Source organism: Lacticaseibacillus sp. 22 (assembly GCF_055413445.1).
Map to the genome: position 1 here is coordinate 44,371 of NZ_JBVAYD010000019.1, position 17,551 is coordinate 61,921.

The 17,551-nt window shown below is 47.9% G+C and carries 19 protein-coding genes; 1 reads left to right on the forward strand and 18 read right to left on the reverse strand.

All coding sequences use genetic code 11. The features are described 5' to 3' along the window. Positions 1–97: 97 nt before the first annotated feature. The 9 genes from sufB to ACWP87_RS09595 form a co-directional block, all read right to left on the reverse strand. Positions 98–1,534, reverse strand: a complete 1,437-nt coding sequence (gene sufB, locus ACWP87_RS09555; protein ID WP_005684882.1) for a Fe-S cluster assembly protein SufB — start codon at positions 1,532–1,534, stop codon at positions 98–100. Further along, positions 1,527–1,973, reverse strand: a complete 447-nt coding sequence (gene sufU / locus ACWP87_RS09560; protein WP_005684883.1) for a Fe-S cluster assembly sulfur transfer protein SufU — start codon at positions 1,971–1,973, stop codon at positions 1,527–1,529. Before sufU ends, sufB begins: the two co-directional genes overlap by 8 nt. Then, entirely contained in the window at positions 1,960–3,156 is a 1,197-nt protein-coding gene (locus tag ACWP87_RS09565) for a SufS family cysteine desulfurase (protein WP_005684884.1), read from the reverse strand. The genes sufU and ACWP87_RS09565 overlap by 14 nt, the downstream gene beginning before the upstream one ends. Beyond that, a complete protein-coding gene (locus ACWP87_RS09570; protein WP_005684885.1) occupies positions 3,149–4,180 on the reverse strand; it encodes a SufD family Fe-S cluster assembly protein in 1,032 nt (343 codons plus the stop codon). The genes ACWP87_RS09565 and ACWP87_RS09570 overlap by 8 nt, the downstream gene beginning before the upstream one ends. Further along, the gene (gene sufC, locus ACWP87_RS09575; protein ID WP_014569528.1) at positions 4,173–4,940 is read right to left on the reverse strand and encodes a Fe-S cluster assembly ATPase SufC; all 768 of its coding nucleotides are present in this window, start codon (positions 4,938–4,940) and stop codon (positions 4,173–4,175) included. The genes ACWP87_RS09570 and sufC overlap by 8 nt, the downstream gene beginning before the upstream one ends. A 180-nt stretch (positions 4,941–5,120) precedes the next feature. Continuing rightward, the gene (locus ACWP87_RS09580; protein ID WP_005684887.1) at positions 5,121–5,810 is read right to left on the reverse strand and encodes a methionine ABC transporter permease; all 690 of its coding nucleotides are present in this window, start codon (positions 5,808–5,810) and stop codon (positions 5,121–5,123) included. Positions 5,811–5,814: 4 nt separating this feature from the next. After that, complete coding sequence (locus ACWP87_RS09585; protein WP_005684888.1) at positions 5,815–6,867, reverse strand: methionine ABC transporter ATP-binding protein; 1,053 nt, start codon at positions 6,865–6,867, stop codon at positions 5,815–5,817. An 18-nt stretch (positions 6,868–6,885) separates the two neighbouring features. After that, positions 6,886–7,716, reverse strand: a complete 831-nt coding sequence (locus ACWP87_RS09590) for a MetQ/NlpA family ABC transporter substrate-binding protein (RefSeq protein WP_005684889.1) — start codon at positions 7,714–7,716, stop codon at positions 6,886–6,888. An 835-nt stretch (positions 7,717–8,551) separates the two neighbouring features. Further along, positions 8,552–9,379 carry a MetQ/NlpA family ABC transporter substrate-binding protein gene (locus tag ACWP87_RS09595; protein ID WP_005684890.1) on the reverse strand — a complete coding sequence of 276 codons (828 nt, stop codon included), beginning with the start codon at positions 9,377–9,379 and terminating at the stop codon, positions 8,552–8,554. Between the two features lie 501 nt (positions 9,380–9,880). On the opposite strand from ACWP87_RS09595, the gene ACWP87_RS09600 reads away from it, so the two are divergent. Next, the gene (locus ACWP87_RS09600) at positions 9,881–11,005 is read left to right on the forward strand and encodes an ArgE/DapE family deacylase (RefSeq protein WP_005684892.1); all 1,125 of its coding nucleotides are present in this window, start codon (positions 9,881–9,883) and stop codon (positions 11,003–11,005) included. A gap of 129 nt (positions 11,006–11,134) precedes the next feature. On the opposite strand, the gene ACWP87_RS09605 is transcribed toward ACWP87_RS09600, so the two are convergent. The 9 genes from ACWP87_RS09605 to atpD form a co-directional block, all read right to left on the reverse strand. Beyond that, complete coding sequence (locus ACWP87_RS09605; RefSeq protein WP_014569526.1) at positions 11,135–11,434, reverse strand: glycine cleavage system H family protein; 300 nt, start codon at positions 11,432–11,434, stop codon at positions 11,135–11,137. An 11-nt stretch (positions 11,435–11,445) separates the two neighbouring features. Beyond that, positions 11,446–12,651, reverse strand: coding sequence for an FtsW/RodA/SpoVE family cell cycle protein (locus tag ACWP87_RS09610; RefSeq protein WP_005684896.1), 1,206 nt, complete (start codon positions 12,649–12,651; stop codon positions 11,446–11,448). 121 nt (positions 12,652–12,772) lie between these two features. Next, positions 12,773–12,994: a DUF2969 domain-containing protein gene (locus ACWP87_RS09615; RefSeq protein WP_005684898.1), complete on the reverse strand. Its 222-nt coding sequence runs from the start codon at positions 12,992–12,994 to the stop codon at positions 12,773–12,775. Next, a complete protein-coding gene (gene yidD / locus ACWP87_RS09620; RefSeq protein WP_005684899.1) occupies positions 12,987–13,292 on the reverse strand; it encodes a membrane protein insertion efficiency factor YidD in 306 nt (101 codons plus the stop codon). The genes ACWP87_RS09615 and yidD overlap by 8 nt, the downstream gene beginning before the upstream one ends. Before the next feature lie 8 nt (positions 13,293–13,300). Next, positions 13,301–13,471, reverse strand: coding sequence for a DNA-directed RNA polymerase subunit beta (locus ACWP87_RS09625; RefSeq protein ID WP_005684900.1), 171 nt, complete (start codon positions 13,469–13,471; stop codon positions 13,301–13,303). 12 nt (positions 13,472–13,483) lie between these two features. Next, positions 13,484–14,473: a rod shape-determining protein gene (gene mreB / locus ACWP87_RS09630; protein ID WP_005684901.1), complete on the reverse strand. Its 990-nt coding sequence runs from the start codon at positions 14,471–14,473 to the stop codon at positions 13,484–13,486. Positions 14,474–14,537: 64 nt separating this feature from the next. Further along, positions 14,538–14,774 (reverse strand): DUF1146 family protein, encoded by a 237-nt coding sequence (locus tag ACWP87_RS09635; protein WP_005684902.1) that lies wholly within the window; start codon positions 14,772–14,774, stop codon positions 14,538–14,540. A 735-nt stretch (positions 14,775–15,509) separates the two neighbouring features. After that, the gene (locus tag ACWP87_RS09640) at positions 15,510–15,941 is read right to left on the reverse strand and encodes a F0F1 ATP synthase subunit epsilon (protein ID WP_005684903.1); all 432 of its coding nucleotides are present in this window, start codon (positions 15,939–15,941) and stop codon (positions 15,510–15,512) included. Positions 15,942–15,955: 14 nt separating this feature from the next. Continuing rightward, the gene (gene atpD / locus ACWP87_RS09645) at positions 15,956–17,422 is read right to left on the reverse strand and encodes a F0F1 ATP synthase subunit beta (RefSeq protein ID WP_005684904.1); all 1,467 of its coding nucleotides are present in this window, start codon (positions 17,420–17,422) and stop codon (positions 15,956–15,958) included. Positions 17,423–17,551: the final 129 nt, after the last annotated feature.

Sequence of the window (17,551 nt, forward strand, 5' to 3'; positions counted from 1 at the left end):
AAATACATCTTAAAAACTTGCACTTAGCTGTTTTTGCCAGATACCTGAAAGGCCTGGAAGGTGACCTGAAAGTCTGACAAACCGCGCCACCAAAGCATTAACCGACAGACCCATCCATCTCCATGCCGATCAAGCGATTAAGTTCAACCGCATATTCCATTGGCAGTTCTTTGGTGAAGGGTTCAACAAAGCCCATAATAATCATTTCGGTTGCTTTGGCTTCAGAAATGCCGCGACTCATTAAATAATACAGCTGTTCTTCGGAAACCTTTGAAACCTTAGCTTCATGTTCCATTGAAACGGTTGAATTGTGAATCTCATTGTACGGGATCGTATCGCTGGAGCTCTTTTCGTCCATTAAAATGGTGTCGCATTCAACGTGGCAAAAAGCGTTGTCGGCTTTCTTGGTGAAACGCACGGTGCCGCGATAATCCACCGCGCCGCCATCTTTGGCAATCGACTTGGACACAATCGAGCTGCTAGTATTGGGGGCATTGTGAATCATACGCGCGCCATTATCCTGATCGACTCCTTCGCCGGCGACCGCAATGCTCAACATGGTGCCGTGTGCGCCTTTACCATCCAAGTAAACGCTGGGATACTTCATGGTTGTCTTACTGCCGAGATTACCATCGACCCATTCCATCGTGGCATTATCCAATGCTTGCGCCCGCTTCGTTTCAAGCGAGAAAACATTCTTGCTCCAGTTTTGAATCGTGGTATAGCGACAGTAAGCATCGTTTTTGACAAAGACTTCAACCACCGCGGCATGCAGGCTGTCGCTTGAATAGTTCGGCGCCGTGCAACCTTCGACATAGTTCACATGTGCGCCGGGTTCAACAATGATCAACGTGCGTTCAAACTGGCCGGTGTTCTCGGCATTAATCCGAAAATAACTTTGAATCGGAACATCGGTTTGCACACCCTTAGGCACATAGATAAAACTACCGCCGGACCACACTGCCCCGTTGAGCGCCGCAAACTTGTTGTCGCTAGGTTTAACCAATTTTCCGAAGTATTTGTGAACCAATTCTGGATATTCCTTCAAGGCCGAATCCATATCCATGAAAATAATGCCAAGCTTTTCAAATTCATCCCGCATATTATGGTAAACCACTTCGGATTCATATTGCGCACTCGCCCCAGCTAGATATTTTCGCTCGGCTTGTGGCACCCCGAGACGGTCGAACGTTTTCTTGATGGTATCAGGAACGTCTTCCCAGTCACGATAGGTGCGATCTGTGGCCTTTTGGAAATACAGCATATTGTCTAAGTCCAAGTCGGATAAGTCCGGTCCAAAGTTAGGCATGGCCAGTTTGCGGTAGGTGGCATAAGCCTTTAACCGATATGCCAACATCCAATCCGGCTCATGCTTTTCAGCGGAAATAGCCCGAACCGTGTCTTCGGTCAAACCGCGCCCGGTCGAGTAAACCGGCTTGATATCATCTTTGAAATCAGCGGGATTCTCATCCGGTAAAAAGTCGATATCCGCGGCAACGACTTCATTATTTTTAGTGTTTTTGGTTTCAGTCATCGGTTTCACCTCTCTGCGTCAAAACTTGCGCGGCTGCTTTCCAAGCTAAAGTGGCACATTTGATGCGCGCCGGAAACTGATGGACACCTTTTAAAACAGCAGCATCCCCCAGAATCTCCGCGTCAGGCACCGAACCATTGATAATCAAGTCAGAAAAAGTCTCGACCATCTGCTCAATTTCTGCAGGCGTTTTCCCTAAAATCTGCTCCGTCATCAAACTGGCACTTGCTTGCGAGATCGTACACCCGCTGCCGGAAAAGGCAACATCATCCACCCGGCCAGCCTGTTCGCGAATCTGCAAATGCAAAACATCGCCACAGCTGGGATTACGGACGGTTATTTCATGATCGAAATCGGTTAACGTACCATGATGCCGCGGGTGTTGGGCCTCGTCAAGAATGACCGCACGATACATTTGATCCAGTTTAGTCAACGCCATGGAAATACCTCCTTGCCGCCTGCACCGTTTCGACTAGCTTAGCAACATCATCAGCATTGTTGTAAACGCCAAAGCTTGCGCGAACGGTTGCCGGAACCCCTAATCGTGCCATCAACGGTTGAGCGCAATGATGGCCGGCACGAACGGCAATCTGCTGCTCATCTAAAAAGGTGGCCAGATCATGGGGATGAATACCTGCCAAGTTAAATGATACCGTTGCCAGACTCGCCTGATTGCCATAAATCGTGACGTCCGGTATCGCCGCCAACCCTGAACGCAACTGATCAGACAGGTCGTGTTCGGTTTTTAATACCGCTGCATCAACATTTTGCTTAAACCAGTGCAGCGCTGTCCCTAATCCGATCACACCGGCAATATTGGGCGTTCCGGCCTCATATTTAATCGGCCCCTCTGCCCAAGTGCTGACATCATCGCGGACTTCTGAAATCATTTCCCCGCCAAACTGAATCGGCGGCATTTTGGCTAGAAGATCAGCGCGACCATAAAGAACCCCGATCCCCGTTGGCCCATAAATTTTATGCCCGGAAAAAGCGTAAAAATCCGCACCTAATGTCTGCACATCAACGGGCAAATGTGCCACTGCCTGAGCGCCATCAACCACCACCACCGCGCCAACTGCATGCGCCTTTTTGGCAATGGCGGCAATCGGTAGCGTATCACCGGCAACATTAGTCACTTGGGCGATGGCAACCAAATTGGTCTCAGGCGTAATCGCTGCAAGCAAGGCAGGCACGTCCACCATCCCATCAGGATGCACTGGGGTCACTTCAAACTTGGCATGTTGACGCTTGGCTAATTGCTGCCACGGAATAAAGTTACTGTGATGTTCTGCACCGCTAACCACAATCCGTCCGCCTTCAGGAACTGCATGCGGTCCGAATGCACTCGCTACCAGATTCAGGCTATCAGTCGTGCCGCGCGTAAAGATGATTTCATCAGCACTTTTGGCACTCAGAAAATCCGCGACTTCCTGCCGCACACCTTCATAGGCCTCAGTCGTATCATAAGCCAGCTTATAAAGGCCGCGATGCACATTGGCATTTTCATTAATATAGTAGTTTTGCAGGCTATCCAGCAAGGCTTGCGGTTTTTGTGAGGTCGCCGCAGTATCTAAATAAACCAATCCTGGATGAGCCTTAAAAAAAGGAAATTGTTCACGCATCTTCAGCCACCAACGTTCGATCAATCGTTGCAAACAGTTCTTTCTTTAGCCGCTGATCATCAATCTCAGCCAAACCGCCTTCCAAAAAGCCGCGAATCACGAGACGTTTGGCTAACGTTGCTGAAAGACCGCGACTCATTAAATAGTAGAGTTGATCAGCATTGACGCGCGTCACCGAAGCAGCATGCCCCGCGGTGACGTCATTTTCATCAATGAGCAAAATCGGATTGGCATCGCCTTCAGCACGCGGCGACAGCATCAGTACCCGATTTTCCTGCTGGGCATCGCTTCCCCGGGCGCCTTTGACAATATGGCCAATCCCATTGAATAACAAATGGGCGCTCCCGGTAATGACACCGCGCTGGTTAATATGGCCAACTGTGTGCTGCCCTTCGTTGGTGACAGAAGTTGTGTAGCTGACACGCTGACTCCCTGAAGCCAACACGCCGACATTTACCGTTGCTTCAGCATTTTGACCTAATAAGCGGACGTCAACCCGATTCAGGCCGGAGTTATGCGAAAAACCGGCTAATGTCCAGTTAAGTTTAGCATTGTCAGCCAAAGTGGCGGTGCGATTAACCAAAACGGTATCCGCAGAGAAACTATCATAGCTTAACCAATTGACCTGAGCATCAGCTTCAATCACTAGCATTAACCAAATACCCAGCACATGGCCGCCACTAGCCCACTTTTCCTGGACGGTGACGTTAGCCCCCTTGCCAACATGAACATACAACAAGCCGCCAGCGTTCTTGGGACCAGTTAAGACAATCGGATCGTCCCCACTGACAAAATGCGCTGGAATATCGATAGTCGTTGCGCCTTGAGGTGATTGCAACAGCCAGGCATCAAGGCTCGTTTTGGGAGTAAATCGTTGCGCTTCGCTGGAGCCGGCAGCATAGGCAATGTCTTGAGGAGCATGTAAAATCACACGATCCTCAACGGCATCAGGTTGATTTTTTAAATAACGTGCAAGTGGAAATTTCGGCAGATTAGGTGCTGGTAAGGTGGTGGTCTCAACCATTCTGATCACCTACTTTAAGATGTTCATACCCAGTCTTTTCCAGTTCTTTGGCGAGCTCCGGGCCGCCGCTTTCGATGATCCGCCCGCCTTTCATGACGTGCACCACATCCGGAATAATATAATCGAGTAAACGCTGATAGTGGGTAATAATCATGCTGCCAAACTCAGGACCGCGCATCAAGTTGACGCCTTTTGCAACAATCCGCAGCGCATCAATATCCAACCCGGAATCAATCTCGTCCAGCAGGCCAAAATGCGGGTGAATCATCATCAGCTGCAGAATTTCGTTACGCTTCTTCTCACCGCCGGAAAAGCCTTGATTCAGGTACCGATCCGCCATTGACTCCGGCATTTCCAGCGTTGCCATGGTTTTATCCAATTGGTTCAAAAAGTCAGTAATGCGAATCTGGTCATCTTCTGGGCGCCGCGCATTGATTGCCGCCCGAATGAATTCAGCATTTGTCACGCCGGCTATTTCTTGGGGATACTGCATGCCAAGAAACAATCCGGCTCGCGCACGCTCATCCACGGCAAGATCGAGAATCGATTGGCCGTCAATCAAAATGTCGCCTTGCGTTACCTCATAAGCAGGATTGCCCATAATCGTTTCGGCTAGCGTTGACTTACCCGTACCATTAGGCCCCATGATCGCATGAATCTCGCCGGTTGCTAATTTTAAGTTAACGCCGGTCAGAATCTCCGGACGCTCTGGTTCAGCTTTAATTTTGACATGTAAATCTTTAATCTCAAGTGTATGCACAACGTTACCCCCGAATGGATTTGACTTTTAGTTATAGGGTCATTTTACGTCAGAAACAGTATACCGGCAAACACGGCAACTTTTTTTGCTTTCTATAAAGTTAATCGTTCATGGTTGTTTGGACGCGTGTAAAGGAAAAGGCAGCACTCAAACGAGAGTGCTGCCAAATCAGCTTAAATTCTAATGATGACTCTTGCGGGCAAAGAAGTCGCCGATGAATTGAACTAGGAAGACCAATGCCAAGATGAAGATCAAAGATACGATGATCACATCATATTGATAACGTTGGTAACCCACGGCGATAGCAAGGTTCCCGAGGCCGCCGCCACCGACCGCGCCTGCCATTGCAGTTAAGCCGATCACGGAAATAATGGTCAAAACCGAAACCCGAATCAATTCGGAAAGTCCTTCACGCAGATAAACCCGCCAGACAATTCCTAATGGCGAAACACCCATCGCCTCTGCCGCTTCAATCACACCTGGATCAACCGTTAACAACGCGTTTTGTACCTGCCGCGCGTAAAACGGGGTCGTGCCGGCGATTAAAGGTACCAATGCCGCAGTCGGCCCAATCCCCGTACCAACAATTGCTCGGGTCACGGGCGTCATAATCGCCAGCAAAATGATGAAAGGGACCGCTCGGAAAATATTAACCAATTTATCCAAAATAAAGTAAAACGGATGATTGGCAAGCAACCCACCTTCATCAGTCAAAACTAGCAAGATGCCGATGATAATTCCCAAGATACCAGCCACGATTGCGGTTAAAGCAGTCATATACAGCGTTTCGTTAATGGCTTGAGTTACGCCGCCATCACCGGACCAGATGGGAACAACGTTAGGAAAATATTTTGTAAAAAATTGTGCCATCTGCTTAGGCCTCCTTCTTAAGAATGTCTTCAATCTTGACATCCTGTTGTTCCAGATAATGAATCCCGGCATTAACATCCGCTTGAGCACCTGATAACACCACAATCAGATTGCCAAAAGGCGTGTCCTGCAGGATTTGAATATCACCAAACAAGATATTGGCGGTCACATGATAGCTTTCAAACAACTTGGCAACCAGCGGCTTATCCGCAGAATCTCCTACATACGTTAAGCGCAATAGCCGGTCATTAGCACCCAGATTCTTAACTGCCGGCTGCTGCATCACGGCTTCAATTGCCTGATCCAGTTGCAAAGTTGTATCAATGAAATCTTTAGTCAACTGTTGCTTAGGATCAGAAAAGACTTGCAATAAGTCACCACGCTCAATGATCGCGCCGGCATCCATCACGGCGACCCGATTACAAATCTGCTTCACCGCTTCCATTTGGTGGGTAATGAGAACAATGGTCAGTCCCAGCCGTTTGTTCAGCGACTGCAGTAATTCCAGAATCGAACTGGTCGTTTTAGGATCCAACGCACTCGTCGCTTCATCTGAAATCAAAATCTCAGGATCAGAAGCAAGCGCCCGCGCAATACCGACGCGCTGCTTTTGGCCACCGGATAATTGGGCCGGATAAGCATTGGCGCGATCTGTCAACCCAACGAGGTCTAACAGCTCAGCAACCTTCTTTTGAATCTCCTGCTTGGACTTGATACCTTTTAGCGGAAACGCAACATTATCGGCAATGGTGCGGCTATTCATCAAATTAAAATGCTGGAAAATCATCCCGATCCGTTTACGTTCTTTACGTAATTCTGCCGGTGATAAAGCAAGCATATCCTGTCCTAATACATGAATGCTGCCGCCAGTTGGCCGTTGCAGTAAATTGATTGTCCGAACAAGTGTGGACTTACCGGCGCCTGAATAGCCGACAATGCCATAAATGTCGCCGCGGTTGACGGTTAGGTTTACATGGTCAACGGCATGGACTGAACGGTTTTTACCGTGGAATTCGACGTCCACATCTTTTAAAGTCACAACTGCTTGATCTGACATAATTGTCCCCGTTTCTAATTAAAACTTATAGTTCCAAGCCGGTAATGTTGAACCTTTATAAACCTTCTTCAACAATTCAGCTGTCCGCTTTGTCTGATAGGCCTTAACAATCTTCTTATAGGTTGCATTGTTCTTATCCTTAGAAGACTTAGCAGCGATAAAGTTGACCCACGGCTTGGATTGGCTCGTAATCTTTTCAACGGCAATCGCGTTGGACGGTTTCAGATTAGCTGCTGCGGCAATATCATTGTTGACAACCGCAACGGCCACATCGTTCAATGAGCGTGCTGTTTGGGCGGCATCCAGTTCCGTGAATTTCAAGTTAATCTTGTTTGAAGTAATATCGCGGATCGTTGGTGAAGCAACGCCTTTCTTCAAAGTGATTAACTTATTTTGTGCCAAAAGTTGTAATGCGCGGCCTTCGTTGGATGGATCGTTTGGCAAGGAAATCTGATCGCCTTGCTTAACCTCTTTAAGTGACTTGATTTTATTGGAATACGCACGCATTGGGCCGATATAAGTATCGCCAATATCGGCAATCTTGGTATTGTGCTTCTTATTCCAGTTATTCAGGAAATTATGATGCTGAAAAGCGTTCAGTTGAATATCGCCATCTTCAAGTGCTTGGTTCGGCTGGTTATAATCAGTAAACTGCACCAACTTAATGGTGACGCCTTGCTTCTTCAAGCGGGACTGAATATCGGTCCAGATTTCTTTGTCAGTACTCATAATGCCGACTTTAACCGTCTCATTCTTACTGGAACTCGATGACGACTTACCGCACGCCGCCAAGACGAAGACAGGTAAAACCAATGCAAGGGTTATAATGGCTCTTTTCCAAAACTTCATAAACTTTTTCCTCCTCGTTCGGGTCACAAACAATATGTGTCAGCAATTTGCCGAAAATTAAAAAAAACCCGCTTCCAAAACAATGTTTTAGAAGCGAGTTAACTCGCGGTACCATTCTAATTCGACGCCAAAGCGCCCTCAGTAACAGGCAATAACCTGTGTGCGGAATAATGACCGCCAGCCATCATCGCTTAACCAATGCTCAGCGATGCCGATCAATGAGCCATCTTCAATTCAATCAACTACCCTGCTCTCAGCCAACCAGGTTTTCTGTACAGTCTCATCAAATCTACTCACTCATATCATTCGTTTCCCTAAATGAATTAAATCGATTCTAGACGATAAAAGTGGTCATTGTCAAGTAAAAAGTAAAGTAAGCGCGAGCCGGCGCGGTTAGGGACCGGAGTGTAAGTGGCCTTGGTCGTGATGGCCGGGCTTTGGCCATTGCGACCAAGGTCCTTACATGCAGGTCCCTGCGCCGGGGAGCGCGTTATGGGCGTAAGCTAGAATGTCAGCGGCCTCAGACGTGATGGCCCGCTCTTGGCCATTGCGACTCAGGTCCTTACACGCAGATTCCTGCGCCGGTGAACGCGTTATGGGCGTAAAGGCGGACTTGTGGCCTTGGGCGTGATGTCCCGGGTCTGGCCATTGCGACCAAGGTCCTTACACGCAGACTTCTACGCCGGGGAGCGCGTTATGGGCGTAAGCCAGAACATAAGCGGCCTCAGTCGTGACGACCCGGATTTGACCATTGCAAGCGAGGTACTTACACGCCCCGGAATCTCATCATGGTGAAGCATGAACCCCGCTCACATCCCCCAAAACAAACATCTAACTAAAACTTCTGCGTCCAAGCCGGTACTTCGCTTCCGTGATACAACTTTTCAATCAAATCAGCGATATCCTTAGTCCGAAAAGCCTTCACAATCTTCTTGTAAGTGGCGTTATTCTTATCTTTCTTATTAGCTACAAAGACGTTAATCCACGGTTGGCTTTGCTTATTCACTTTCTCAGTAAAGACTGCCTTCTTCGGATTTAACTTAGCATCCTGAGCAACGCCGGAATTAACAACAGACGCTGCCACATCCGGTAAAGAGCTGGCAGTTTGAGCAGCATCAACGGCTTTAAGTTTCAGATTCAATTTATTGGTGGTCACATCGCGCGTTGTCGACAAAGCCACTTTCTTGTTAAGCTTGATCAACCCAGCTGTTTGCAGCAATTGCAGCGCACGACCTTCATTTGTCGGATCATTTGGTAAGGCAATTGTGTCGCCTTGCTTAATTTGGCTGATTTTCGTGATCTTTTTGGAATAAATGGCTAGCGGTGCAATAATGGTCTGCCCAATGCTAACCAAATCAGCGTTATGGGTTTTATTCCAGTTATTCAAGAAATATTGATGCTGGAATAAGTTCAAGTCAATATCATGATCTTTCAAAGCGGTGTTGGGCTGGTTGTAATCTGAAAACTGAACAATCTTAATATTGATTCCTTGCTTCTTAACTTTCTTGGCGACTGCCTTTAAAACGCGATTATCAGCACCGACAACCCCAATCTTGACCGTTGTCTGCTTCTGACTGCTAGCTTGACTGCCACTTTTTCCGCAGCCTACCAAAATCAATCCTAAAAGAACCACCGTTGCAAAAATTTTCCAGATACGCTTCATCCTGCATCCTCCTCATTTGTTTGCACCAAGTACGATTTATTAACTTGCCGCATTTACCTGAAATCGCCAATCAATGAACCCAATAAAAAAAGCCCACCCCTAACAGTTGCTGTTAGAAGTGAGCTTTGGCCCACGGTACCATTCTAATTGGCCACGAAAAACGCGACCCACTCACCGGACGTATTCATCCGGGAGCACGATAATGGGCGCCAACCATCACAGCCTTGCAAAAATGCTCGGTGTGCCGTGTGCACTAAGCCATGTTCATGATCACTCACAACCCTGCTCTCATCACTACAGGTTTTCTGTACTGTCTTGCGATCACTACTCACTCAGTCCGTTTATCATCAATTTCAAGTTTGTATTCATGAGTTTAGCACAAATTTCTTGGTAGTCAATCATTGAATTTTAATTCAAAAAGAGTGTAAGCTGTCTTCAACACCGACATGACATTTTCAAATCGCCAATCACACAGCCGGCATACGGAAAGGATGATCAAACATGACAGATCCCATTGCGTTTTTGCAAAAACTAATCCAAATTGACTCTGCAAATGGAAACGAACTTGCAGTAGCCCGCGTTTTGCAAGCTGAACTCGAAGCGGCCGATATTCCAACCAAATTGATCCCATACAAAGATGATCGGGTCAATTTAGTCGCCCAGCTCAATCACGGTGACCGCGTATTAGGCTTCACCGGCCATGAAGACGTGGTGAGTCCCGGCGATGAGAACGCCTGGACCTATCCGCCTTTTTCCGGAAAGATCGTGAACAACACCATGTACGGTCGCGGCACCGATGATATGAAAAGTGGGCTAGCAGCCATGACCTTGGCACTGATCCACCTTAAGCAAAGCGGCTTTGCCCATCCGCTGCGTTTCATGGCCACGGTCGGTGAAGAGTTTGGTGCAATGGGAGCGCGCCAACTCACCGAACAAGGTTATGCCGATGACTTAGCCGGACTCGTGGTAGGCGAACCAACGAACAAATTGCTAAAATACGCACACGGCGGAACGGTTAACTACGAAATTGACAGCGAAGGCGTTTCCGTCCACAGCTCCCGGCCGGAAAAAGGCGTTAACGCAATTGAAGGGTTGGTGGCATTTTCTACTCGCGAACCGCACGCCTTTGATCAGGCCCCTGATGATCCTGACCTTGGTCCATTCCGCCACTCCATTACCGTGATCAAAGGCGGCGATCAAGTCAACACCATTCCTGCCCATGCATACTTACGCGGCAACTTGCGCCCGACTCCTGCAGCAAATATCGAATTAGTCGTCGGGTTATTGGAAAAATTAGTCGATCAGGCAAATAAAGCCACCGCCGCTAACTTGACGTTGAACGTTTTACATCGTTTTTTGCCGGTACACTCTGACAAAAACGGGCATCTCGTGACAACCGCTAACGAAGCCATTGCCGCTGTGACTGGTAAGCCAGCCGAGTTAGCGGTGGCTTTTGGCGGAACCGACGCGTCAGAATTCATCCGTTCCGATAACCAGTTTGACGTGATTGTCTATGGTCCCGGCGATAATCATTTCAGTCATCAGATTGACGAACATGTTGATTTAGATAGCTACACGACAGCGATTAAAACTTACGAAGAAATTGCCAAACGCTTTTTTGCCTGAAGCTCAAGTCCGCCACTTATGGCAGTGTTAATAACCTTTTCCAAAAGTCAAAAGCAGCCGAGTCATTATCGTTGACCCGACTGCTTTTTTTACGCTGTGAGAAGTCACAACACGATTGATTGCTGGCGCTTATTTGGTTGAAACCGTGACAGCCCAATTATCGTTATGATCGGTTTCGTCTAACAAAGCAGGTTTATCGCTGAGCTCACGATGAACATCAACAACCGTACCAGCCAGCGGTGCCTCAAGATCTAGCACGGCCTTTTCAGCTTCCACACTCAAGAAGGGTTTGCCCACGGTTAAGCTGGTACCAATTTCAGGCAGGTCCACAAACCTGATCTTGCCCAACGCTTCCTGAGCTTCTTGCGTCAAGCCCAAGCGAACTTGTCCTGCAGCCAATTCATCTTGCCAAAAATACGTTGTCGCCATTATAATCTCCCCTATTCAAAATCTTCTGTGTCCCGGCTGAACATATAGCTCGTGTGATGATAACGCATGGATAGTACCATCCCAACCGATAACATATTCGCCAATAAGAATGATCCCCCTTGCGAAATGAACGGTAACGGAATCCCTGTCAGTGGCAACAAGCCAATATTCATACCGATATTTTCAAACACATGGAATAAGATCATCATGATGACTCCTGTCGAGATATAAGCATAGAACTCATTTTTGGTGTCAAATGTCACCCGAATCATCTGATAGATCAACATAAAGTATAACAGAATCAACACAGCCGCGCCGATAAATCCGAACGCCTCACCGATGACCGAGAAAATCATATCCGATTCCCGAACCGGAACCGCAACGGCGATATGAAACGCGCCTTTCCCGGTTAATTGTCCGGATCCGATCGCTTTCATCGACTGCCACAATTGATAACTGTCGCCACTTGTGCTGCCAGAAGGGTTCAACCATGAGTCAATCCGCGCAAACTGATACGTCTTAAAGCCAATGGATCCAAGGAAAGACCGCCCCCACGATTGGGTTACCAGCAAGATTGCCAGCGTTCCAATGGCTGCCCCAATTAAAGCGATGGGCAATAAAATGCGCCAGTTAATGCCGGCAACTAAAGTGACCCCGGCAAAAATCGCCAAAAATACCAGCGTTGTCCCAAAGTCATTTTGTAACTTCATCAATATCGCAATCGGCAAGGTCCATAAAACCATGCGTCCGATCAGCTGCCAATCATGCTGAATCGTGTGCGAAAAAGCGGCATTGTGCTGGGTCACGACCCGACTCAGCATCAAAATATACGCAGGTTTCATAATCTCTGAAGGCTGAAAACTAACCGGTCCCAAAGCAAACCAGCTTTTAGCCCCTGTATTAATCGCCGTCGTTTTATCATAAAAAATCAAAACGGCAATCATCAAGAAAATGCCAATCCCGTAAAGATAAGGCGCAATCCGCCAAAGTTGCTCAGCGTCAAAACGCATCACAAAGAAAATTCCGATGCCGCCAATCACGTACCAAGCAGCCTGCATGATGGTTGCGCGAACCGGATTTTGAAGCGTTGTCGTATCATGAGCGGTCGCCAAATAAATCGAGACTAGTCCAATCAAAGCCAGCAGCATGACCGACAGAATAATACCGTAGTCGATGCGATCGCCTTCAGAATTGGATTTGATTTCATGCGATTCCACGGCCAGCCTCCTTACACCACATTCATGAACCCATTGCCACACCGTTAAAAGCTAGGTTAGTCATTCACCTACAGTGTTTCGCTAGGTTATTGTTACCGTTATTTTAACAAAAGAAAATTGCTCAGCCTTGATGCAAATGATATTCCGCAATTAAAGCATTCACTGCATCATCAATATTTTTAAAGCGATTGGGTTTGTTAGAACCGGCAACATAAGCGGCAAACCGCGTGCCATCCGGTTCGATAAAACCAATCTCCTGATCGCCGATTCTTAAGACAGAAACCGTGTGGCCATTGCGGGTTTCATCCATCTGTGCGACTTTAATATTTTTTTCTTTAGCCATGATGGCCTCCTAGCTTGCGATTAAGATTTTGAATGTCACTAAGATCCAAATCATTTTCGGGATGCGGATTACGCCGCAACGTAAAATAAGCTGGCACCGGATCTAGCCCACCTTTAACAAAGGGGTTGCATCGTAAAATCCGAGCAATCCCCATTAAAAATCCTTTTACCGCCCCATGTCGTTGCAATGCCTGAATCATATACGTCGAACAAGTCGGATAATACCGACAACTCGGCGGAAATAACGGGGAAATAAATCGCTGGTAGCCCCGCACCAGCCAAGTCAGGATTTGTTTCATGTCCACTCCTAACGTAAGAAGTTAAAGAAATGGATCCAGGTTGAAGGCAAAAACACCTTAAATGGATTATCGCCACCCATACCAAAGCCGATTAACAAGCCCAAAATCAAGGCAATCAACGCAATAATCAGCCAAATCTTGACGTGATGAAAAACGCGTTTAGGATATTGCGAGTCCATAAGTGACAACTCCTAGTATTGGCGATGATGTTCAATATTGTCTAATAACACGCCTGTTCCCAGTGCCACTGCATCTAAAGGATCGTCAGCCAGCAGAACCGGTACTTTCAATTCGTCGGCAAATAGCTGTGAAATACCTTTCAATAAGGCACCACCGCCTGTCAGCATGATACCGCGATCAATAATATCAGCCGAAAGTTCCGGCGGGGTCTTCTCCAAAACCCCTTTGGCGCCATCAATAATCGCCATCATGGTCTCATGTAACGCATCTGACACTTCAGCTGAGGTTACCGAAACCTCGCGTGGCAGTCCGGTTGCAATATCGCGACCCCGAACTTCAATCGTTTCTTTAGGATCGGCATCATAAACCGCACCGATCTTGATCTTGATTTGTTCGGCAGTATGTTCACCAATAATCAGCTTGTGCTTGTTCTTTACGTAAGCAGCAATGGACGCATCCATTTTATCGCCAGCTAACCGCAGTGAACGACTGGTAACAATCTCCCCCAGCGAAAGCACGGCAATATCGCTGGTCCCGCCACCGATATCAATCACCATGTTTCCTTGCGGCTGGAAAATGTCCAATCCTGCTCCGACCGCTGCTACCTTAGGCTCAAACTCAAGGTAAACATGGCGGCCACCAGACTTTTCCGCCGCCTGGATAATAGCCTTTTGTTCAATGTCTGTAATATTAGTAGGGGCACAAATCAAAATATTTGGTTTTGAAAAAACGCCTTTTACATTTAATTTGTTAATGAAATATTCAAGCATTGCTTCGGTAATGTCGAAATCAGCGATCACGCCATCTTTTAATGGGCGAATTGATCGAATGTTACCCGGTGTGCGCCCAACCATTTTGTAGGCTTCTGTCCCAACTGCCAGCACTTTGCCGGTATGGGTATCAATGGCGACAACGGACGGCTCATTCAAGACGATGCCTTTGCCTTTAACATTGATTAGTACATTGGCCGTCCCTAAGTCGATCCCAATATCTTTTGCCATGGGTATATATCTCTCCTCGTAAATTGACTAACTATCGCATTATAACATAGTTAAGACGAGGTTTTTATAGGAAAAGTTTAGGTAAGTTTAAAGCTGCTTGAACCAGTGATAAAAAGAAGGAACTAACTAAATAACCTAAGCCAACTGCCATAAAAAGTAACAGCACCTGTGCCTCGCGAACATGATTGGCCTTAATAAACTGCTCAAAGCGTAATGCATTCAACGCCCGAAATGCCACCATGATGAAAACAAAATGGGAAACAAGGGTTATGGCAGCATTTAGGCCGATTTCCTGAAACATGCGATCACCTCACAGAACATCTTCCCGCACTTTCAACAATCACGCAAGCCTAAGTGAGCGTGAGCCAGCCCGGTTAGAAACCGGAGCAGAAGCGGCCTTGGGCGTGACGGCCCGAGCTTGGCCATTGCGCCCAAGGTCCTTATGTGCAGGTTTCTGGGCTGGCGAACGCGTTATGGTGAGTGCGAGCCGGCGCGCTTAGAAGTCGGAGTGTAAGTGGCCTTAAGCGTGATGGCCAGGCTTTGCCATTGCGCTTAAGTTCCTTACACGCAGACTTCTGCGCCGGGGAGCGCGTTATAGAAAGTGAGCGTGAGCCAGCCCGGTTAGAAACCGGAGCATAAGCGGCCTTGGGCGTGATGGCCCGGGCTTGGCCATTACGCCCAAGGTCCTTATGTGCAGGTTTCTGGGCTGGCGAACACGTTATGGTGAGCGCGAGCCGGCGCGCTTAGAAGTCGGAGTGTAAGTGGCCTCAGGCGTGATGGCTCAGGCTTGGCCATTGCACTCAAGGCACTCACACCTCGACTTCTGCATCCGGGGAGCGCGTTATGGCATATGCCGAGCTTGGGATTAGGATCGTAAAAAAACCAACCCATTCAAAAAAAGTGTCCTATTTTTCCGTTAAGTTTGGAAAATAAGACACCTTCTTTTGCGCCTGTGTGTCAATCCAGCCACATTGGCGTATCAAGGTGATTATCGTGGAGCTAACGCCGCAACGACTGATCACCTTCCAATCACTGACTAGTGACTGGTTTTAACGTTGATCCGGTTGATTGCCCGTCGTAGTGCGACTTGCGCCCGCCGTAGATCATCTTGGTTATTTTCATCCTTGGCCTGAGCGATCCGCTTCTTGGCCCGGTCACGTGCAGCTTGCGCACGACTAAGGTCAATATCGCGTTCACGCTCGGCTGAATCAGCGACAATAGAAGCAACATTATCTGAAACTTCCATAAAGCCGCCATTCACCGCAATTGAGTCGTTATGATCACTTGAATCAACCCGCTGAACGTCAACTTCCCCTATTTCAAGGGGCGTGACAATCGGCTCATGATTCGCCATGATCCCCAATTCACCGGCGACCGAATGAACGACTAACATCTTTGCATGATGGTCATATACCAAACCATCAGGCGTCACGATGTTAACCCGCAGAACATTGCTCGTTTCTGCCAAAACGCGTCGCCTCCTTAGTTAGCTGCAGCTTGTGCAGCTGGCTTTTCGTCAGCATCCGTGTCCTGATCATTAGGAGCAAAGCCCATCTTTTTAGCCTTTTCAACGACTTCTTCAATCCGTCCAACTGAACGGAATGCATCTTCTGGATAGTCATCGTACTTGCCTTCCAGAATTTGTTTAAAGCCTTTGACCGTTTCTTCAACCGGTACATAAGAACCCGGCTGACCAGTGAACCGTTCCGCAACGTTAAAGTTCTGTGACAGGAAGAATTGAACCCGACGAGCACGGGCAACGATAACCTTTTCCTCGTCTGATAATTCATCCATCCCTAAGATAGAGATAATATCCTGCAACTCACGGTAACGTTGGAGAACCTGTTGGACTTCTGTTGCGACTTTATAATGTTCTTCACCGACAATTTCCGGGGTCAAAGCACTTGAAGATGACTCCAGCGGATCCACAGCCGGATAAATCCCTTGTTCAGTCAAACGCCGCTCCAAGTTAGTCGTGGCATCCAAATGGGCAAATGTTGTCGCTGGCGCCGGATCGGTATAGTCATCAGCAGGAACATAAATCGCCTGAATCGATGTAACCGATCCTTTTTTAGTCGACGTAATCCGTTCCTGCAACTGACCCATTTCAGTAGCCAACGTTGGCTGATAACCAACAGCTGAAGGAATCCGACCAAGCAAGGCCGAAACTTCAGAACCAGCCTGGGTGAACCGGAAAATGTTGTCGATGAACAGCAGGACGTCTTGACCTTCGACATCACGGAAGTACTCCGCAATCGTCAGTCCAGTCAAGGCAACCCGCATCCGGGCACCAGGCGGCTCATTCATCTGACCAAAGACCATCGCTGTATTCTCCAGAACGCCGCTTTCCTTCATTTCGAAGTAAAGGTCGTTCCCTTCACGGGTTCGTTCGCCGACCCCGGTGAAGACGGAGATGCCGCCATGCTCTTCAGCAATGTTATGAATCAGTTCCTGAATCAAAACGGTTTTACCAACACCGGCACCACCGAAAAGTCCAACCTTCCCGCCTCGCAGGTAAGGTTCGAGCAAATCGATGACTTTGATGCCAGTTTCCAGAATCTCAGAACTGGTATTCAAATCTTCAAATTTTGGTGCATCACGGTGGATGCTGTCACGCCGATGATCAGGTCCAAAAGCCTCACCGTCATCGATCGGGTCACCCAATACATTGAACACGCGACCCAGTGTGTCTTTACCGACAGGCACTGAAATCGGACCGCCAGTATCTTCAACCGCCATGCCGCGTTGCAAACCATCAGTCGAATCCATCGCGATAGTCCGCATCACACCATCACCCAGTTCCAGCGCAACTTCCAGCACAAGCTGAGAGCCGTCCTTACGGGTAATCGTCAAGGCGTTGTTAATTTCTGGCAAATTGTCATTGATTGGGAAGGCTACGTCGACAACAGGACCGATCACTTGCGCGATTTTACCAGTTGAATTTGGCATATTCGTCCTCCTGTTGTAAAAGTGAGCGTGAACCAGCGCGCTTAGAAGTCGGAGTGTAAGTGGCCTTAAACGTGATGGCCCGGTCTTGGCCATTGCGGCTAAGGTCCTTACACGCAGACTTCTGCGCTG